Source organism: Rhodococcus sp. RCBS9 (genome assembly GCF_029457415.1).
Taxonomy (GTDB): domain Bacteria; phylum Actinomycetota; class Actinomycetes; order Mycobacteriales; family Mycobacteriaceae; genus Rhodococcus_F; species Rhodococcus_F qingshengii.
In genome coordinates this window covers 656812-674387 of the sequence record NZ_CP120422.1, presented here as the reverse complement: position 1 = coordinate 674387, position 17576 = coordinate 656812, and the positions used below count along the sequence as shown (strand labels likewise).

The window sequence follows — 17576 nt, the reverse complement described above, 5'->3', positions numbered from 1 at the left end:
CGTGTCTACAGACCCGGACGCTTGCCGATCGTCAGGGTCACTTCACCGGTGTGCGCAAAGAAGTCGTTGCCCTTGTCGTCGACGACGATGAAGGCGGGGAAGTCCTCGACGTCGATCTTCCAGACGGCTTCCATTCCCAGTTCGGCGTACTCGAGGATGTCGACCTTCTTGATGCAGTCGAGCGCCAGGCGAGCGGCCGGTCCACCGATCGACCCGAGGTAGAAACCGCCGTGCGAGTTGCAGGCGTCGGTGACCTGCTTGGAGCGGTTTCCCTTGGCCAGCATGATCATCGAGCCACCGGCGGCCTGGAACTGCTCGACGTACGAGTCCATACGGCCGGCCGTGGTCGGGCCGAACGAACCGGACGCCATGCCGTCGGGCGTCTTGGCGGGGCCGGCGTAGTACACCGGGTGATCCTTGAGATACTGCGGCATCTCTTCGCCTGCGTCGAGGCGTTCCTTGATCTTGGCGTGCGCGATGTCGCGTGCCACGACGAGCGGACCGGTCAATGAGAGACGAGTCTTCACCGGGTGCTTGGAGAGCTCGGCCAGGATCTCCGACATCGGCTTGGTCAGATCGATCTTGACCGCAGCGCCCTTGCCGGTACCCGAAATGCCATCCGTCTCTTCGTCGAGCTGAGCGTCCGTGACCTCGGGCAGGAAACGGCCCGGGTTGAATTCGAGCTGTTCCAGGAACACGCCCTCCGGGGTGATCTTGGCCTTCGCCTGTCGATCTGCCGAGCAGGACACCGCAATGGCGACGGGCAACGAAGCGCCGTGGCGGGGGAGTCGAACGACGCGGACGTCGTGGCAGAAGTACTTACCGCCGAACTGTGCGCCGATGCCGATCTTCTGCGTGAGCTCGAAGACCTTCTTCTCGAGTTCGTGATCGCGGAAGCCGCGGCCCGTGATGGCGCCTTCGGTGGGCAATTCGTCGAGGTAGTGCGCGGACGCGTACTTGGCCGTCTTCATCGCGAACTCGGCCGAGGTACCGCCGACGACGATCGCGAGGTGGTACGGCGGGCAGGCCGCGGTGCCGAGTGAGCGGATCTTCGCCTCGAGGAACTGCATCATCGAGTCGGGGTTCAGGATCGCTTTGGTTTCCTGGTACAGGTAGGACTTGTTGGCGCTTCCGCCGCCCTTGGCCATGAAGAGGAACTTGTACGAGTTCTCATGTCCGGCAGCAGTATCGGCGTACAGCTCGATCTGCGCGGGCAAGTTGTTGCCAGTGTTCTTCTCGTCCCACATCGTGATGGGGGCGTTCTGCGAGTAGCGCAGGTTCAGACGCGTGTAGGCGTCGTAGACACCGCGGGCAATGGACTTCTCGTCGTCGCCGGGGGTGAGCACATGCTGTCCACGCTTGCCCATGACGATGGCGGTTCCGGTGTCCTGGCACATCGGCAGAACGCCGGCAGCGGCGATATTGGCGTTCTTGAGCAGATCGAGCGCGACGAACTTGTCGTTGTTCGACGCTTCGGGATCGTCGAGGATGCTCGCGAGCTGCGTCAGGTGATCCGTGCGCAGGTAATGAGAGATGTCGTGCAGCGCCGTTTCGGTCAGCAAGCGCATCGCTTCCGGCTCGACCTGCAGGAAGGTGCGGCCGTCCGGTCCCTCGACTGTCGACACCCCTTCGGTGGTGAGCAATCGGTACTCGGTGGTGTCATCACCGATCGGCAACAGGTCCTCATAGAGGAAGTCGGCCATCATCTCTCCTGAACAAGGGTGCGTGCGAAGGTCGCATTCAGGTTATCGTTGGGGGTTTCCTTCTCCGAATCGGGGCGGGGGTGAGCTGGAATTATCCGGATGCCACTGGCTCGATCAAGATACTTCGACCAGTTCGGAGAGCTCGACGCCGCGAAATTCGGCAAGTATTTCGGCCTGCTGGGCCACTGCTGCGCGGGCCGATCGTGACCACGTTCCCCACGGGGTGATCGCGACCTTCAGCTTCTTTCCGGATGCTCGTGGTCGCCACAATCCGGTGATCGTGCCACCGACCACCACCGTGCCCGGTCGCCCGAGGGTCGGCCACACCGTCTTCTGGGCGGTCGGATCGGGAACCAGGGTCTCCCGATCCTTGAGCTGTACATACGGATCGAAAGGCCCGAGCAAGCGCGTTCTCGAATCGGTGGGGGAGCCGAACAAGTCTTCGCGGTCCTGTTCGAGAATCCACCGCTTCTCGCCGTTCACCTCGATCTCCTCGGCATCGACTGGCCAGTGGGCTTTGACGTCCCTGACCGGAGCATCGAGAAACGACGCGACGTGAGCAGGAGTCGCGGGGCCGTAGAACCGCAGATAACCCCGGATCACGTCGAAGCGGGAATCTGCGTCTGCGCCCGTGGCGCTGAATGGGCGTCGGCGCCAACCCGGAATGCGTTCGAGCACTGGGGGAGATGTGTCCGGCTGTAGCTCGAGGCCTGCCTGCAGTGCCGCGAGCCGGAACGGCATCTCGTACAGGTGAGTGGCGTTGCACGGGCGGCAGAATCTCAGATAGGGCTCGGTCACTCGGTTGGTCAACTGCGCGGACATCTCGCCCTTGACGGTTGGTTTCGAGACGATGTCCCGCATCGCAGCAGCAACTGTTTGCAGGGCAGTCAGCGTCGGGATGCCGGCGGCCTTCAGGGGCCGATTCGCGTCGTAAATGCGCTTGGCTGCATCGGCTTCGCTGAACGGCGACGTGGCGGCGGCGACGGCAGGCAGGTCGCCCCGACGGTAATAGTGGGGGGCTCCGCGCAACGTCCAGGCAAGAGCGAGCTCAGTGGCGTCGACGCGGACGCCGCGGATCCGCAGGGCCCAGGCGGCTCCGTCAGGTCCGGTGTTCTGAATCCCGAGATCGAGAATGCTGCAATCGCTGTGATCGGCGTCACCGACAACCGCTCGGTCGAGTTGATGGCGGTGCCACCGGAAATTAGCTACCTGCGTGAGTGAGGTTGCGCTAGACATGATTTCAGTTTACTGGTGGGTAACCGCAGGATTTGGGGCGGTTGATCAATGCGGCGACAGAATTGGTCAAATTCGACCGATTGGCCGGAATTTTTTCAGTAGCAGACCTTATTAGTCGAAATAATGACCCCATTGTCGGAATCCTTTGCCAACTGGTCGTTCGTATGATTACTGTTACCCACGTCACGGATACATTACAGATGTGACGCAGCTGTCACAGCACTGTCGGGTGCTTTTGGCAGCTGTCCTCTGACCTCTCAAGGAGATTCACATGGGTTCAATGGAAGGAATTCTCGGCGCTGTTGTTCAGGGCCTGGGATCACTGTTCAGCGCTGACGGTCTGCTCAAGACCTTCATGGGATCGGTAGAGACCATCTCCAAGGACCCCACCCCCTAATTCAGCGCGACATTGCCACGCCCGCTCCGGGTGTAGTTACTTCAATTTCGACAAACTGCAGGAGGAAACTCATGGGATCTCTCGGTGAAGCCATCGGAAGCGTCAACAACCTCGGTCAGCGTCTCGTCGACGCACTGACCACGCTCAGCGGCGGCACGGTTACGCCCAAGTAAGCGTCGTCTGACGAGAAAGGCTCACGCACTCGGTGCGTGAGCCTTTCCGTGTCGACCGGATCGAGTATTTCCGATCACGTCGGGTTTGCCTGTTTCAGGCGGTACCGTTCGAAAGGTTCCGCTGCCGAAGAGAGTGACCCGGATGATCGAGACTCGTGCGTTACGAACGGTTTTCCGTGTCTTCGTGGCGTTGGCCACGGCAGTGTGTGGGCTCCAGCTCCTCACCGCACCGGGTCACGCTCAGTCGGCGGACAGCAGGCTGGTCGACATCTCGGTGTACTCACAGTCGATGGGGCGCGACATTCCGTTGCAGGTCTTGCGGCCGGCTGATACTTCGACGCCTGCTCCGACGCTCTACCTACTCAACGGAGTAGACGGAGGAAAAGACGACGCGACGTGGTCGGTGCGGACCGACGCACCGAAGTTCTTCGCGGACAAGCACGTCAACGTGGTCACCCCTCTCGGTGGAGCATTCAGCTATTACACCGATTGGGAGCGGCCGGACCCCGGCCTCGCGAAATCCGGCAACAACAACGGGGTCAACATGTGGACCACGTTCCTGACGGAAGAACTACCGCCAGTCATTGATTCGACATTCGGGACGACCGGCGAGAACGCACTGGCAGGCCTGTCGATGGCAGGCACGTCGGTACTGGATCTGGCTATGGCGGCGCCCGCGCTGTACAACAGTGTCGGGTCCTTCAGCGGGTGCGCGATGACGAGTCCGGGCATCGGGCAGGACTTCGTGAAACTCGTGGTCGCCGTCGGTGGGGGTGACGCGGAAAACATGTGGGGTCCGTACGATGGTCCGGGTTGGCCGGCTCACGATCCGGTTGTCAACGCGGACAAGCTACCTCGAATCCCGATGTACATCACAACCGCAACCGGACTTCCGGGTCCGTACGACACACTTGCCGATCCGCGGATCGGCAACGACGTCACAGATTTGGCGTTGCAGCTTGTTCTCGGTGGCGGAATCGAGGCGGCAACTCACTACTGCACCACCCAGCTTGCGGACAAGACGAACGCATTGGGTATGAACAACATTCGCTACAACTTCAAGCCGGCAGGAACGCATTCATGGGGATACTGGGAAGACGACTTACACGACTCGTGGCCGATGATCGCCGCGTCGCTCGGCCTGTGAGTTCCCGTCGAGCGAGCCTTCGAAGCGTTGTTCTCGTCGGCGCGCTCGCCCTGACTTCACTTCTTGCGCTGCCGTCGACCGCACTCGCCGACGAGACTCCGCAGATAACGAGTGTCACCGAACTGTCTTCGCGCTTGGTGCTTCTCGACGTCGCGAGTCCCGCCATGGGGCGCACCATGGTGGTGAAAGTGCTGCTTCCTGCCGACCGCTCGGAACCGCGCGGGACGCTGTATCTCCTGGACGGCAATTCCGGGCAGATCGAAGAGAACAACTGGTTGGCCCCGGCTAACGGCGATATCGTCCCGTTCTTTGCCGACAAGAATGTGAACGTCGTACTCCCCATCGGTGGAACCGGCACCATGTACACCGATTGGCAGGAAGACCACCCGAAATTCGGTCGTCTGAAGTGGGAGACATTCCTGACGAAAGAGCTTCCCCCACTGATCGACACGAGGTTCGCCACCAACGGGCACAACGCAATCGGCGGGATCTCGATGGGTGCAGAAGCCGCGCTGATCCTGGCCCAACGCTCGGCCGGGTTGTACGACGCGGTCGCGGGCTACAGCGGCTGCTACACAACTGTCGGGGGATTCGGCAAGGCGTTGACCGATCTTGTGGTGATCAACGGAAATGCCCGTTCGGAGCAGATGTGGGGTCCGGCCGGCAGTGAGGCTTGGCAAGAGCACGACATCTTCGCCAATGCCGACAAGCTGCGCGGCACCAAGGTGTATCTCGCCTCGGGATCGGGACTACCAGGTCCGCACGAAACTCTCGATACTCCTGCCCTGGGCCGGGTATTGGTCGTTGGCGGGGTCATGGAACTGGGATCGAACCTGTGCACCGACCAGATCACGCAGGTGTTGCGCGATCGCGGAGTCGATGTCACCCGCAGCGCTCAACCGGTGGGGACGCACGGTTGGCCGTACTGGCGCGACGAACTCGTTCGTTCCTGGCCGATGCTCGACTCTGCGTTGTCGGCTTGAGTAATTCCTTGCGATGAGTTTCCGCTTCGGGCCGGGTCTATAACCCTGTACACCTGTTTCGTAACCTCGTCGACAAGGACAGAACATGCCTTCCATCACTCCCTGTTTGTGGTTCGACAACCAAGCAGAAGAAGCAGCGAACTTCTACATCTCGGTGTTCGGTTCCGGGCAGATCCTGGGAATCGAAAGGTACGTCGAGGGATCGCCTTCCGGAATGCCGGCGGGATCGGTGATGACCGTCAGCTTCGAGCTCGACGGTCAGCGATTCACCGGATTGAACGGCGGGCCGATGTTCACGTTCTCGGAAGCAGTGTCTTTCGAGATTCCGTGCGTCGATCAGGCTGAGGTCGATCATTACTGGTCCAGGCTGACCGAGGGTGGGGAAGAGGGCCCGTGCGGATGGGCCAAGGACAAGTTCGGATTGTCCTGGCAGGTAGTCCCGAATCGCCTTCTCGAACTGATGAAGGATCCGGATCGGGCCAAGGCGCAACGCGCCACGGACGCGATGATGAAGATGAAGAAGATCGATATCGCGGAGCTCGAACGGGCCGCAGACGCGTCCTGAACACGATCTGGCCGATGGGCGACAGCCTTCGTTAGCTGATGCTAGCCTTCCCTAATTCTCGCTGAGCGTTGGAGGAGTGCTGGTAACCATGCGAATCAAAGTCTCTCGAATGAAGATTGCAGTCACCGCCTTGGCGGCCTCGCTCGCCGTCGCCGGACTTGCCGGTTGCAGTAGCGACAGTGCTGACGCACCGGCAGAGGCGGGCGCAACCATTTCGACGATGTTCGGCGACGTCGAAGTCCCGGCCGACCCGCAGCGCGTCGTGGCGCTCGGTTGGTCGGATGCCGAGACGGCACTCGCTCTGGGCACTCAACCAGTGGGCGTCGCGGACTGGATGGCGTTCGGCGGCAAGGGCGTCGGACCGTGGATTGCGGACGAGTTCACCACGGACCCGAAGATCCTCGGAACGATGGACTTGAGCGTCGAAGACGTCATCGCGCTCGAACCGGACCTCATTCTGTGGACGCGAAGCGACAACACGCAGGCCACCTACGACACGCTCAGTGCCATCGCACCGACGGTCGGGCCGCCGCCGGGTCTCGCCACGGCCTACGGGACGACGGTCGAGCAGCAGACCGAACTCGTCGCCAAGGCACTCGGCAAAGAATCGGAAGGCAAGGCGCTACTCGACGGCCTCGACGCCAAGTTCGAGGCCGCGATTGCCGCCAATCCGAACTTCGCGGGCAAGACCGCGGCGGTCGGCGCCTACAGTTCCGACGGCTACGGCGCCTACGTACCCGGCGACGCACGCGCAGACTTCATGACCCGCCTCGGCTTCACGATCCCGACGGCGATCACCGAAAAAGCCACCGGAAACTTCTACATCCCGGTCGCCAACGAGAACCTGAACTTGTTCGACGCGGATCTCACGGTTCTGTTTCCGATCTTCCTCGACAGCAGTGCGTTTGCGAACGATCCGCTGCTGCGCGCAATCCCGTCGGCCCAGGAGGGACATCTGTTGATCCTCGATGACCCGGCACTCGTCAATGCGTTCTCGAGTGGCTCGGTACCGGGGTTGACCTACGCGATCGACAACGCCGTTCCGAAGTTTGCGAGCACGCTCGGCGCCTGATCAGAGGTGCTTCGGGACCTGCCCGTCACTGTGAGCGTGTTCGCAAACAGTGGCGGGCAGTTCTCGTGCGTCAGTACACTGGAAAAAGTGAACTTTCAGCTAACGAGCGGCGGCCCAGTGGAGATCGGTCCAGTGGAGATCGAAGCGACCGCTCCTCGTTTTCCGCGGATGCATGCATACGTGGATATCGCTGTTGTGATCGTGGTGCTGGTGGGAACCAATCTGATCGCGCATTTCACCACCGCCTGGGCAAGCATCGCGACGGTACCCATCTCTGCTCTCGTCCTGTTGGCGCTCACCAAGCGCCGGGGAATGGGTTGGGCGGAATTGGGGCTGTCCCCTCGTGACCTGCGGCGAGGTTCGAAGTACGCGCTTGCTGCCGTCGGCCTGGTCCTGACCGTTGTCGCCGTCGGCGCTCTGCTTCCGCTCACACGTCCTTTCTTCATGGCGGATCGCTACGCCACTATTTCCGGCGCGATCATCGCGTCGATGATCGTGATCCCGCTGCAGACCGTCATTCCCGAAGAGTTGGCTTTCCGTGGCGTCCTGCACGGCACGTTGAACCGGGTCAGTGGATTCCGCGGCGTCGCCGCTGCCGGTTCTCTGATGTTCGGACTGTGGCACATCGCGTCGTCGATGGGTTTGACCAGCGGTAACGAAGGGCTGTCCGGCTTTCTCGGTACCGGAGTCGTCGGCCAGGTCGCCGGCATCCTCGGAGCTGTTCTCGCCACCGCTGCGGCCGGTCTCGTATTCACCTGGCTTCGTCATCGCAGCGGCAGCCTCATTGCGCCGATTGCTCTGCATTGGTCGTTGAACGGTGCAGGTGCGCTGGCTGCGGCTCTTGTTTGGCATGCAACTCTTGCTTGATCCCAATATCTGACTAAAAGGACAGCATTCGCCGCGCGGCGCCGGGTAGTTTTGTGCTTTGCTCAGTAAGTGACGCACCTTCATCGAGGCCATGTCTTCCACATCTCCGGTCGTCCGACGGTAGAGGATGCGGCGCAGTCGCTCGTCTCGATCCCTGACGGCGTCTTGGCGATCGACGATGCCGGAACGATCGTCTACTGCGGAGAATTCGAATCACTCCCGAGCGGTCTCGAAGGCGCTGAAACCCACGACCACCGACCGGGTTTCCTGCTGCCCGGATTCGTCGATGCACACATTCATTTCCCGCAGACCTACGCCGGCGACGCCTACGGCGGCGGCCAACTCCTCGAGTGGCTCGACCTGTGCGTCTTTCCCTCCGAATCGAGATTCGCTGATCCGGAATTCGCCCAGCACGCTGCCGAGGCCTTCTGCGCTCGCCGAGTCGCCACGGGAACCACGGCCGCGATGGTGTTCGGATCGGCCTTCCCGCACGCGCAGGACGCCCTGTTCTCGGAAACTCTGAAACGCGGCCTTCGAGTGGTCAGCGGACGTGGGATTCAGACCACCGGCCCGGCCTCCGCTGCCGCGCTGATCACCTCGGAAGAGGACGCGATCAGACTCACCCGCGAGGAGATCGACAAGTGGCACGCGGCCGACACCGGCGACGTGAACACTGCGCTCATTCACGTCGCAGTGGTTCCCCGCTTCTCTCTCGCGGTGACAACACGGACGCTGAAGGACTTGGGGGAGTTGTACGACTCCGTCCGTGACCGGGGCGTCTACTTCCACAGTCATCTCAACGAGAACAATCGGCCCGGAACCGGCGAGGTGGCGACCACACTCGCCGAGTACGAGGTCGAGACCTATCTCGACACGTACGACGGCAAGTTCCTCCCCGGCTCACAGGTCGGCGGAAAGAGCTTCCTGGGTCCACGCGCGATACTCGCGCACTCGGTGCACTGCCAGGACTCCGAACTCGCACGAATGGCCGAGACCGGAACCTCGATCGCACATTGCCCTACTTCCCAGCAGTTTCTCGGCTCCGGCACCATGCCGTGGAAACGAACCGTTGCGTCAGGGGTCAACATCGCGATCGGATCGGACTTCGGTGGCGGCGACGAGTGCCTGCTCACCCGAGTCCTCGGCGACGCCTTCAAGGTTCACATCTCCGAAGCCGGCGACGACGGAGTGTCGATGCACCCTGCCGAACTGCTGTTCACCGGAACACTCGCCGGTGCTCGCGCGCTGGACATGGAGAACCGGATCGGCAACTTCGACGAGGGCAAAGAGGCCGACTTCCTGGTGATCGATCCGTCCGGGTGGCCGCCGCTCGCCGGGCTCGTCAACTACGGAACGCGTTCGGATGATCCGATACTCGCCCGCGACCAGACGCTCTTCGGGCTCCTGATGGCGATGCGCGAGCCCGCGATTGCGCACGTGTACGTGCAAGGGCGCCGGATATCGGGCTGACGTGTCCGCAACTGCCATCACCGGGTACCACCGAACGAGTTCGGGATTCCGGGCGTGGGTCGAGCGTGCGGCCGAGACCGCCGGTCGATTCGACGGCTACCTGAGCTGTGGCATCAGTGATCAACCGGAACCGGTGTCGCACGGCGTGTCCGTCACGTTCGACAGTGCCGACGATCTTCATCGTTGGCTGGAGTCGACTGATCGCCGCGATCTCGAAAGATCAGCTGCTGCAACGGGAATTCTGGCGCAGACGAGTGATCTCGTTCTGATCGACGGCGTGCTGCCGCCGCCCGGTATCGGTGTGTACGACCACGCCGTCGTCGTGGGTAAGGAGAACGAGTTTCTGCGAACGCAACGACACCTCATCGATCTCAGTTCGCGATTCTCCGGCTACGAGTCGGTGATGTTGATGCGGTCGGTCACCGACTCCACCCAGTGGAAGTCCGTCCTTCGGTTTCGGACAGAGCAGCAGTTGGCGGTGTGGATGGCGTCGCCCGAGAGGGCCGCAGCACTACCGAAACTGCGGGCCGAGTTGGCCGAGGACTTCACCGAGACCACGCGGTCGACACCGTTCGGCACCATTCTGCGTACGGAGAACGGGCAGACTCGCGCGACGCCGAATTGGAAGACGGCGATGATCATCCTGCTCGTCCTCTATCCGACGGTGATGACGCTGTCGAGGTTTCTCGGGCCGTTGCTCGACGGGATCGGAGCGCCGCCGTGGCTGTCGATGTGGTTGAGCCAGATAGTCAGCGTCGGCGCCATGACGTGGTTCCTGATGCCGACGGTCACGAGATGGTTCCGTCATTGGCTGGACCCGGTCGACGGCGCCGTTCCCCGCACCAACTGGCGCGGCGTCGCGGCGGTAATTGCGGTGTACGCAGTGACTCTGACGCTCTTCGCGTCGGTGAAGTGGCTGCAGTTCTGGGACTACTTCGACTGAATCCGGCCTCGGCGGAAGTAGGTGAGTGGCCCGAAGAAGTTGACGAAGATGATCGCCGCCCACTTCTTCTTGCTGCCGTTGACCGTATCGGCAGGGCGTCGCGCCAGGTCTGTCCACGCGGCGATCGCCAACAGGGACTGAATCGTTGCGAGCACGGCGACGACGCGGCGTTGCGCGGGTGACAGCTCACTCCAGGACTTCTTCTTTGTGAGGTTCATGAACTCCACTGTGCCCTCGAACGTCCAATCGGTGTCGAGATCCGGTTGTTATCGGTGCCGGGAGTTCCTCAAATCAGTGTGAATAGCGTCACCATGATGACCGATAGGTATGGTCCCGCGGGCCGTCGGGCCGGTCGTTTTCGGCGTAAAGATCTCGCTAACTCGAACTGTGGCTGAATGTTTGCGCCCGCACTAAGCTCGCGTGGCTACATTGCCGCGGGGGATTTGGCCAATCTGCTGGTACGCCCTCTATCGGGAGCAACACCCATCCTGTTAAGTAAGGCTTGCCAATCTTGTGGTCGGCCTACAGGTTTGATGCTGCTCGGTAGCTGCTATCGGGAATGATGTTCGGAATACGTCAATAAATCGTCCTTAGGTGACAGTTTGATCACTGCCGGTGGGTGTTACCTGTGTGTATGTCCGCGCCCCGAAGGGGTCGAAATGTAACGTCCCGGACACATTTGGTGTCGCGGAAGTAACGGAAGGCCTCTACTCTTATCGCCAGCAGCCACTCACGTGGCGGCAATCCTCTGGACCGTATCTTCGACAGGAGCACATCGCATGAGCAGCGCAGAATTCTCGGATGCCTTCACCTTCCTCAACGACTTCTTCAGCAACGCGTCTGATCTCTTCAGCGCTCTGAGCTTCTTCACCTCGCTCAGCTGATAGCTTCCGGCCGCTAGGCCGACTCAGTGGCCCCCGAAGGCGATGCCTTCGGGGGCCACTGTTGTCTGTCAGGCGTCCAATTTGGTGACAATGTGAGCATTGTTGACCAAGTGCATGGCGGGGTTGATGTGACTGTGGTGGAATGCGAGCGAAAGAAGATAGCTTGCCTGCCCGCCACTTCGAGCGGGACACGCCGATGATCGGAGCTTTGTGCACGTCTCGCGAAGAAACCTCTTCAAGTACGCAGCGGCTGGATCGGCGGCTGCCGGACTCGCTGCATTGAGCGGTACGACGTCGGTGGCCAATGCCGGTTCGCTCGGGACCCTGCTCGATTACGCCGCCGGTGTGCCGTCCGCTCAGGCGATAAAGGCCGCCGGGTATGCGGGCGCCATTCGATACGTCTCGGACAGGCGCCCGGGCGCCGATTGGATGGTCGGCAAGCCCGTACTGGCGCGGGAAACCGACGCGTTGACCGCGGCCGGACTTCAAGTCGTTTCTTGCTATCAATTCGGCAAGGGCGGAACGGCGGACTGGCGCGGGGCCCGCGAAGCGGGCAAGCGTCATGCTGCCCGTGGCCTCGAACTACATGCGGCGGCTGGTGGGCCGTCCGGTCGGCCGATCTACGCGTCGATCGACGACAACCCGACCACTACTGAAATCACTACGCTGATCACGCCGTACCTCGAGGGGTGGGCCTCGGTTGTCGGCAACGGAGCGCTCGGCGTCTACGGAAACACTCGCGTGATCGACGCAATGATCAGTGCCGGCGTCGGAACCTGGTTCTGGCAGCACAACTGGGGCTCGCCCGCAGGGTATGTGCACCCGCGGGCAAACCTGCATCAGTTCGAGATCGACAAGCGCAAGGTCGACGGCGTCGGCGTGGATCTGAACTCGATCCTCACTCGGGACTACGGGCAGTGGTCGTTGGCCGGTGCGGTCGGTCCGGCCCAGCCGGTCGGATCCTCGTTGCCGACAGGATCTATCGCACCATAGCGCCGAATTTGGCGAGCCAGGCCTTGGCGTCGTCGGGGAGGGTGCCCGCCGCTTCCGCGGCGAGGCACCATGCTTTTGCCATCGACAGGAAGTTCATCGGGTTGTAGGCGTCTTCTTCGCGAGACCACAGTCCGTTGCCGGCGTAGTGCAGGATCGTGATGTTGGCGGCTCCGTGCTTGGATCCGTCACCCGGATCCTCCATCGGGTTGTCGATCTCGCACACGATCCATCCGCGCTGCTCGTCGACCACGAACCAGTTGGCCGGGAATTCGGTCATGCGGTGCCCCGGGAACTCCGTCATCGTGCGAGTAACCCACTTGCGTACGGCCTCTCGGCCATTGAGGGTGCCGAAAGCGTGTTCCACGTAGACGACGTCCTCGGTGAACATGTCCGCGAAGGCGTTCCAATCGCCGGAACGAGTGCACTCGACAACGGTGTTCTGGTAACCCGCGAAGGCGTCTTCGAGTTCGGTGCGTGTCCAGGTCATGAAAGGCTCCTCGGGTAGTCGTCGCCTCAAATTAGAACACGTTGCAGAATTGATTGTCGGCGATTCGATGGAGAAGAGTTCTGCGGTACCGTCGTTGTCGGGTCGGGGACCCGTTATGTGAGAGGGCACCACGTGGATATCATCATCAATTTCATCTACACACTTCTGTCGAAGTTGCAGACGGGCAGCATCGAAGGCTCTTCGGAGAAGTGAGTCCTCCGCCGGGTTGATTCCCTTACGAGACTTTCTGTTTGGGAATCAACCCGGCGAACACCATCGTCACGACGGCGGCGGCGATGGAGATCAGGAACGTGGCACGAAACGCCTCGAACGAGGGGATCACTGCGGTGCCGACGGTGATGGTCATTCCGGCCAGGACGACGCTCACGATCGCGGCAGACGTCGACGTGCCGATCGATCGCATCAGTGAGTTCAGTCCGTTCGCGGCTGCAGATTCCGTGATGGGGACTGCGCCCATGATCAAGGCCGGCATGGCCGAGTACGAGAGCCCGACGCCCGCTCCGATGAACATTCCGGCCACGGCGACCTGCCAGACGCTCGACACCGTGAAATATGCGAAGGCGTAACCCAATCCGATGACGAGGGCGCCGAGCATCAACGTGATTCGCGGGCCGCGCCAAGCCGAAATTCGAGCGGAGACGGGCGAGAGCGCCATCATGACGAGTCCGCCGGGGGCCAGTGCGAGCCCCGCTGCAACCATGGACAGTCCGAGTCCGTAACCGGTGGACGTCGGTGCCATGAGCAGTTGGGGGAGCGTCAGGGAATTGCCGTACATGGCAAAACCGACGGCGATCGACGCGAAGTTGGTGAAGAGAACTTGCGGCCGGGCCGATACGCGGAGGTCCACCAGCGGTGCGTTGCGTCGAAGTTCCCACCATCCCCACACCAGGAAGCTGAGCGCGGAAACCGCAAGGAGCCCCAGGGTTTTCGCGTCGCCCCATCCCCAGGTTCCGCCCTTGGTGATGGGGAGTAACAGGGTGATCAGACCAACGGTGAGGCCGAGCGCACCGACGAAGTCGAAACGTCCCGGGCGTCGTACGGTCGATTCGGGAATGACGAACGCAACCAGTGCGATGCAGATCAGCCCGAACGCTGCCGATGTGACGAAGAGGAAGTGCCAGTTGGCATTCTGGGCGATCACCGCGGCGATCGGCAGTCCGATCGCACCGCCGACGCCGAGGGTGGCGCTCATGACCGCCATCGCGCCGGCCACTTTCTTCGGTGGAAGAACGTCACGAATGATGGCTATGCCCAATGGAATTGCCCCGACCGATGCTCCTTGAAGTGCACGGCCGACAACGAGCACGATCAGTGAAGGTGCGATCGCGCAGATGGCCGAGCCCAGAACGACCATCGCGAGACTGACCAGCAGCATTCGTTTCTTGCCGAACATGTCGCCGAGGCGCCCGCTGATCGGCGTGATCACCGCGGCGGCGAGGAGTGTTGCGGTGACCGCCCACGAGGTGTCGGCGGGAGTGGAGTTCAACAGGTGCGGCAATTGCGGAATGATGGGGACTACCAGCGTCTGCATCAAGGCGACGACGATTCCGCACAGTCCTAGAACGGTGAGCACTGGACCCGAGGATGCGTAGTTCGTGTCGGGGATTTTCTCGTCGACATTGGACGACCCTGCGTGAACGGACATGCGGCTCCCGCCATGGCGTGTTCTGATTGGTGCGTTCGCCCCAGTGTGCACGCTACACATCGTGTGTAGTCTGCACAATATGAGGATGGACCGGGACCCTGATCTGGTGAATATCGAGTACGAGTTGACTCTGCTCTCGCGTTACCACGCGCTCGCACAACGGGCCGAACTTCGTCTGGACCGGTCGGCGTATCTACTGCTCGGTCGACTGGAATTGCAACATCCCATGAGCCTCAAGGAACTCTCCTGCGCTTTCTCGCTCGACATCTCCACCATCAACCGGCAGATCGGCGCGCTGAGGCGTCAGGGCTTGGTGGAGCGAGTGGAGGATCCGGACGGAGGGCTCGCGCGAAAGGTCCGGCCGACGGCGCAGGGGCTGTCGAAACTTCGTGCTGATCGCGAACATTCGACAGCCGGTGTCGAAAAGGTCCTCCGCGAGTGGACGCCGGAGCAGCGTCTCGCGCTCGGTGACCTACTGCGGCAATTCAATACCTCGGTCGAAGCGCTGGAAGGCCGCGAATGGCCGCGACCGAATCAGGTCTGAGAGTGCGAGACGGATCGTAGTGAGCGGTCCGGATCGCTCGAATCCGATTCCGGCGCAATGACAACAAGTTTCGGGTGCTCTTCGGGGGCTGCATGATTTCCACGCCAGGAGAGCAGTGACCAACGTGAGAGACCGGACAGCGCGGACCCGAGACTGGCGAACGAGCCCGAACTCAGGACCGACGCCGTAGACCCGATGCTTCCGATCGAAAGAAAAGAGCCGACGCTACCGATCGACAGGATCGAGTACGCCGATCCGATCGAGAGAATGGACCCCTCGGATCGGATGGACAGTATCGATCGCGTCGACTTGTGTGACCGTATCGACTGGTCTGGGCCGGATTTCTTCTCTGGACGACCGTGCGTGATGTCCACTCGTAGATGTCCCATCTATCGGGTCTATCACGGTGATCGGAGATGCAAAAGGGACCCACCGAAATTCGGTGGGTCCCTTTCACAAGACTTCGATCAAGCTACCGCGAACATGCCCACGGTCGGAAGGAAGCTGCAGGTGATGCGATCTGCGCCTTCCGGCTGGGTGGTCAGCGAACCGCTGATCACCGAGAGAACGCGTCCGGGGCCGGTATCGGCGATAGCCGACAGAGTGGCTGGGCCGTCCGGGTTGATGCGTGCGGCGTTGGTCAAGTTCTGGGTGGCGCTGCGCTGGTTGTCGATGTTGACCCAGGTGACGGTCATCGGCACCGGCTGGTCGTCGACGGCGGGAGCCGTACCGAGAGCGGTGAAGACGAATCCGGCCTGACCGGCAGCGGGACCGGGAGGAGGCAGGTGAGCCGGGCCGGGAACGGCAAGTGCGGTTCCGACCGAATCGGCGGTGGCCGAGATGCAGCCCTTGCCAAGCGTCGGGTAGAGGAACTGCGCGATGACGGGGGCGTTCTCGTCCGGGATCGCCGGTCCGCCGCCGCCGCTGCCGTCGAGGAAGGTGATGACCTTCTCGAGGGTGGCCTTGATCTCGGGCGGAATGCCGGGGGAGTTCAGGATCGCGCGAGCCTGGTCGAGCAACGCTTGCTGCGGTCCGCCTGCAACATCGGCCGGACCTGCGGCGGCGCCGATGATGGCGGGCGCAAACGATGCGAGGAACTCGATCGGCACACTTTCGGGTGCGGGCGGTGCTGCCGGATCGGCCATTGCCTGTGCCGGCAATGCCAGTCCTGCTACTGCGGCAATAGCGACGGCGGTGAACGCCTTTCGCATACCTCGGGTTCGAAGCACTGTTTCCCCATCCTTAGTCATACCGCGCGGGCGCCTAGGCGAGCTCCGCGTTTGACGGCTCGAGGGGTCACTCTATGTACAGAGCCCCCGGGTTGTACAGCTGTTCAGTTGCTGAGCAGCTACGCACCGGGGGGAGTCTATGGCATGACCGGCCTCGATCGTGATTTACGGCGACCATACCTGTGACTGAAGTGATCTATGTGAAAGTTGATGCAACTGTTACGTCAGATTGCGAGGTTTGTTCACTCGAAGATCAGTCGAAACGGACCGAATCGTCGACGAGTACGTCAATTCGACGGGCAAGGTCGAAGTCCAGTTCCGTGAGACCGCCCGCCGAGTGTGTCGAAAGCGTGTACGTGACCTTTCGCCAGCGAACGTCGATGTCGGGATGATGATCCGCGGCCTCGGCGACTGCCGCGATGCGTTGAAGAAGCGCGATGGCGTCCGGGAATGTCGTGGAGTCGACCGTGCGAGTGATCGACCCTGGCGACAGTTGCCAGGCGGGCAGTTCGTCGAGAGCGTTTTGGATCGCGGAGTCGGACAACAAAGTGGCCATACTCCATCATGGTGCGATGAGTGATGCACCTGCAAGGGATCGGGAAGTTGTCGCCGGTGCGATCTTCCGCGAGGGAAGGCTGCTCCTCGCGCAGCGGACGAGTCCGCCGGCTTTGGCCGGTCGTTGGGAGCTGCCGGGCGGGAAGGTCGAAGAATTCGAATCGCCACAGAACGCGTTGGCGCGGGAGCTGCTCGAGGAACTGGCGGTCGAGGTGAGATGCGGCGCCAGAATCGGTGTCGACGTGCCACTGTCGCCTGGGTTGGTCCTGCGGGCCTACCGGGCGGAGTTGGTGTCGGGAGAACCGGTCGCGCTCGACCATGCTCAATTGACATGGGTCGACGCCGAAGAACTGTTGTCGATGGATCTGGTGGACAACGATCGAGCCTGGATTCCCGAGTTACTCGCGGAATTGAGCGCGCTTACGCCGCACGAGCCTTCTTGAGACCCGCTTTCAGTTCCTTCTTGGATGCGCCCTCGTTCTCGAGCTTCTTCATCCGCATGATGACGACGGGACACTTGATGCACCGCGTCTTCTTGCGGCAGCACTTCTTCTTCGGCTTGAGCTGCGAGACCTTGCTTGCCTTGACTTTTCCCATGTGACGCTGCGGCTTTCCTGTTTCACTACGGCGGAGAGCCCGCTCTTGGAACGAGGTTAGCGTAC

Annotated in this window: 20 protein-coding genes; 11 read left to right on the top strand and 9 right to left on the bottom strand. The window is 61.7% G+C overall.

Annotated elements, in window-relative coordinates:
* Positions 1-5: 5 nt before the first annotated feature.
* On the bottom strand, positions 6-1703 hold the full coding sequence (locus P0M12_RS03125) for a fumarate hydratase (RefSeq protein WP_007726313.1): 1698 nt from the start codon (positions 1701-1703) through the stop codon (positions 6-8).
* Between the two features lie 114 nt (positions 1704-1817).
* Complete coding sequence (locus P0M12_RS03120; protein ID WP_277377439.1) at positions 1818-2939, bottom strand: winged helix DNA-binding domain-containing protein; 1122 nt, start codon at positions 2937-2939, stop codon at positions 1818-1820.
* 271 nt (positions 2940-3210) lie between these two features.
* Here P0M12_RS03120 and P0M12_RS03115 point away from each other — a divergent pair, with 271 nt between their 5' ends.
* The 8 genes from P0M12_RS03115 (at position 3211) to P0M12_RS03080 (ending at position 10556) form a co-directional block, all read left to right on the top strand.
* Positions 3211-3336, top strand: a complete 126-nt coding sequence (locus P0M12_RS03115) for a hypothetical protein (RefSeq protein WP_019744544.1) — start codon at positions 3211-3213, stop codon at positions 3334-3336.
* Positions 3337-3651: 315 nt separating this feature from the next.
* The gene (locus tag P0M12_RS03110; protein ID WP_277377438.1) at positions 3652-4656 is read left to right on the top strand and encodes an alpha/beta hydrolase family protein; all 1005 of its coding nucleotides are present in this window, start codon (positions 3652-3654) and stop codon (positions 4654-4656) included.
* Entirely contained in the window at positions 4653-5639 is a 987-nt protein-coding gene (locus P0M12_RS03105; RefSeq protein WP_277377437.1) for an alpha/beta hydrolase family protein, read from the top strand. Before P0M12_RS03110 ends, P0M12_RS03105 begins: the two co-directional genes overlap by 4 nt.
* A gap of 85 nt (positions 5640-5724) precedes the next feature.
* Positions 5725-6204, top strand: coding sequence for a VOC family protein (locus tag P0M12_RS03100; RefSeq protein WP_003945229.1), 480 nt, complete (start codon positions 5725-5727; stop codon positions 6202-6204).
* 88 nt (positions 6205-6292) lie between these two features.
* Positions 6293-7276, top strand: coding sequence for an iron-siderophore ABC transporter substrate-binding protein (locus tag P0M12_RS03095; RefSeq protein ID WP_346772263.1), 984 nt, complete (start codon positions 6293-6295; stop codon positions 7274-7276).
* A gap of 168 nt (positions 7277-7444) precedes the next feature.
* Positions 7445-8143 (top strand): CPBP family intramembrane glutamic endopeptidase, encoded by a 699-nt coding sequence (locus tag P0M12_RS03090; protein WP_020908494.1) that lies wholly within the window; start codon positions 7445-7447, stop codon positions 8141-8143.
* Positions 8144-8212: 69 nt separating this feature from the next.
* Positions 8213-9613 carry an amidohydrolase family protein gene (locus P0M12_RS03085; protein WP_166502500.1) on the top strand — a complete coding sequence of 467 codons (1401 nt, stop codon included), beginning with the start codon at positions 8213-8215 and terminating at the stop codon, positions 9611-9613.
* Between the two features lies 1 nt (position 9614).
* Complete coding sequence (locus P0M12_RS03080; RefSeq protein ID WP_083059870.1) at positions 9615-10556, top strand: antibiotic biosynthesis monooxygenase; 942 nt, start codon at positions 9615-9617, stop codon at positions 10554-10556.
* On the opposite strand, the gene P0M12_RS03075 is transcribed toward P0M12_RS03080, so the two are convergent.
* Positions 10544-10774: a hypothetical protein gene (locus P0M12_RS03075; protein ID WP_054801329.1), complete on the bottom strand. Its 231-nt coding sequence runs from the start codon at positions 10772-10774 to the stop codon at positions 10544-10546. The two genes, P0M12_RS03080 and P0M12_RS03075, sit on opposite strands and share 13 nt — an antisense overlap.
* Positions 10775-11650: 876 nt before the next feature.
* On the opposite strand from P0M12_RS03075, the gene P0M12_RS03070 reads away from it, so the two are divergent.
* Positions 11651-12433: a DUF1906 domain-containing protein gene (locus tag P0M12_RS03070; RefSeq protein WP_030536231.1), complete on the top strand. Its 783-nt coding sequence runs from the start codon at positions 11651-11653 to the stop codon at positions 12431-12433.
* Here the strand turns inward: P0M12_RS03070 and P0M12_RS03065 are convergent.
* Both P0M12_RS03065 and P0M12_RS03060 read right to left on the bottom strand, forming a co-directional pair.
* Entirely contained in the window at positions 12420-12920 is a 501-nt protein-coding gene (locus tag P0M12_RS03065; RefSeq protein WP_007726289.1) for a nuclear transport factor 2 family protein, read from the bottom strand. The two genes, P0M12_RS03070 and P0M12_RS03065, sit on opposite strands and share 14 nt — an antisense overlap.
* Positions 12921-13155: 235 nt before the next feature.
* Entirely contained in the window at positions 13156-14586 is a 1431-nt protein-coding gene (locus P0M12_RS03060) for an MFS transporter (RefSeq protein ID WP_054188751.1), read from the bottom strand.
* Positions 14587-14671: 85 nt separating this feature from the next.
* On the opposite strand from P0M12_RS03060, the gene P0M12_RS03055 reads away from it, so the two are divergent.
* Positions 14672-15130 carry a MarR family winged helix-turn-helix transcriptional regulator gene (locus tag P0M12_RS03055; protein ID WP_277377435.1) on the top strand — a complete coding sequence of 153 codons (459 nt, stop codon included), beginning with the start codon at positions 14672-14674 and terminating at the stop codon, positions 15128-15130.
* Here the strand turns inward: P0M12_RS03055 and P0M12_RS03050 are convergent.
* The 3 genes from P0M12_RS03050 to P0M12_RS03040 all read right to left on the bottom strand — a co-directional run bounded on the left by P0M12_RS03050 (position 15121) and on the right by P0M12_RS03040 (position 16915).
* Entirely contained in the window at positions 15121-15519 is a 399-nt protein-coding gene (locus tag P0M12_RS03050) for a hypothetical protein (protein ID WP_042448789.1), read from the bottom strand. The genes P0M12_RS03055 and P0M12_RS03050 overlap by 10 nt on opposite strands.
* A 78-nt stretch (positions 15520-15597) precedes the next feature.
* Positions 15598-16341: a hypothetical protein gene (locus P0M12_RS03045; RefSeq protein ID WP_003945233.1), complete on the bottom strand. Its 744-nt coding sequence runs from the start codon at positions 16339-16341 to the stop codon at positions 15598-15600.
* A 271-nt stretch (positions 16342-16612) separates the two neighbouring features.
* A complete protein-coding gene (locus P0M12_RS03040; RefSeq protein WP_099697847.1) occupies positions 16613-16915 on the bottom strand; it encodes a 4a-hydroxytetrahydrobiopterin dehydratase in 303 nt (100 codons plus the stop codon).
* Between the two features lie 16 nt (positions 16916-16931).
* On the opposite strand from P0M12_RS03040, the gene P0M12_RS03035 reads away from it, so the two are divergent.
* The gene (locus P0M12_RS03035) at positions 16932-17357 is read left to right on the top strand and encodes a (deoxy)nucleoside triphosphate pyrophosphohydrolase (protein WP_007726279.1); all 426 of its coding nucleotides are present in this window, start codon (positions 16932-16934) and stop codon (positions 17355-17357) included.
* On the opposite strand, the gene P0M12_RS03030 is transcribed toward P0M12_RS03035, so the two are convergent.
* On the bottom strand, positions 17335-17511 hold the full coding sequence (locus P0M12_RS03030; RefSeq protein WP_003945207.1) for a hypothetical protein: 177 nt from the start codon (positions 17509-17511) through the stop codon (positions 17335-17337). The genes P0M12_RS03035 and P0M12_RS03030 overlap by 23 nt on opposite strands.
* Positions 17512-17576 lie beyond the last annotated feature (65 nt).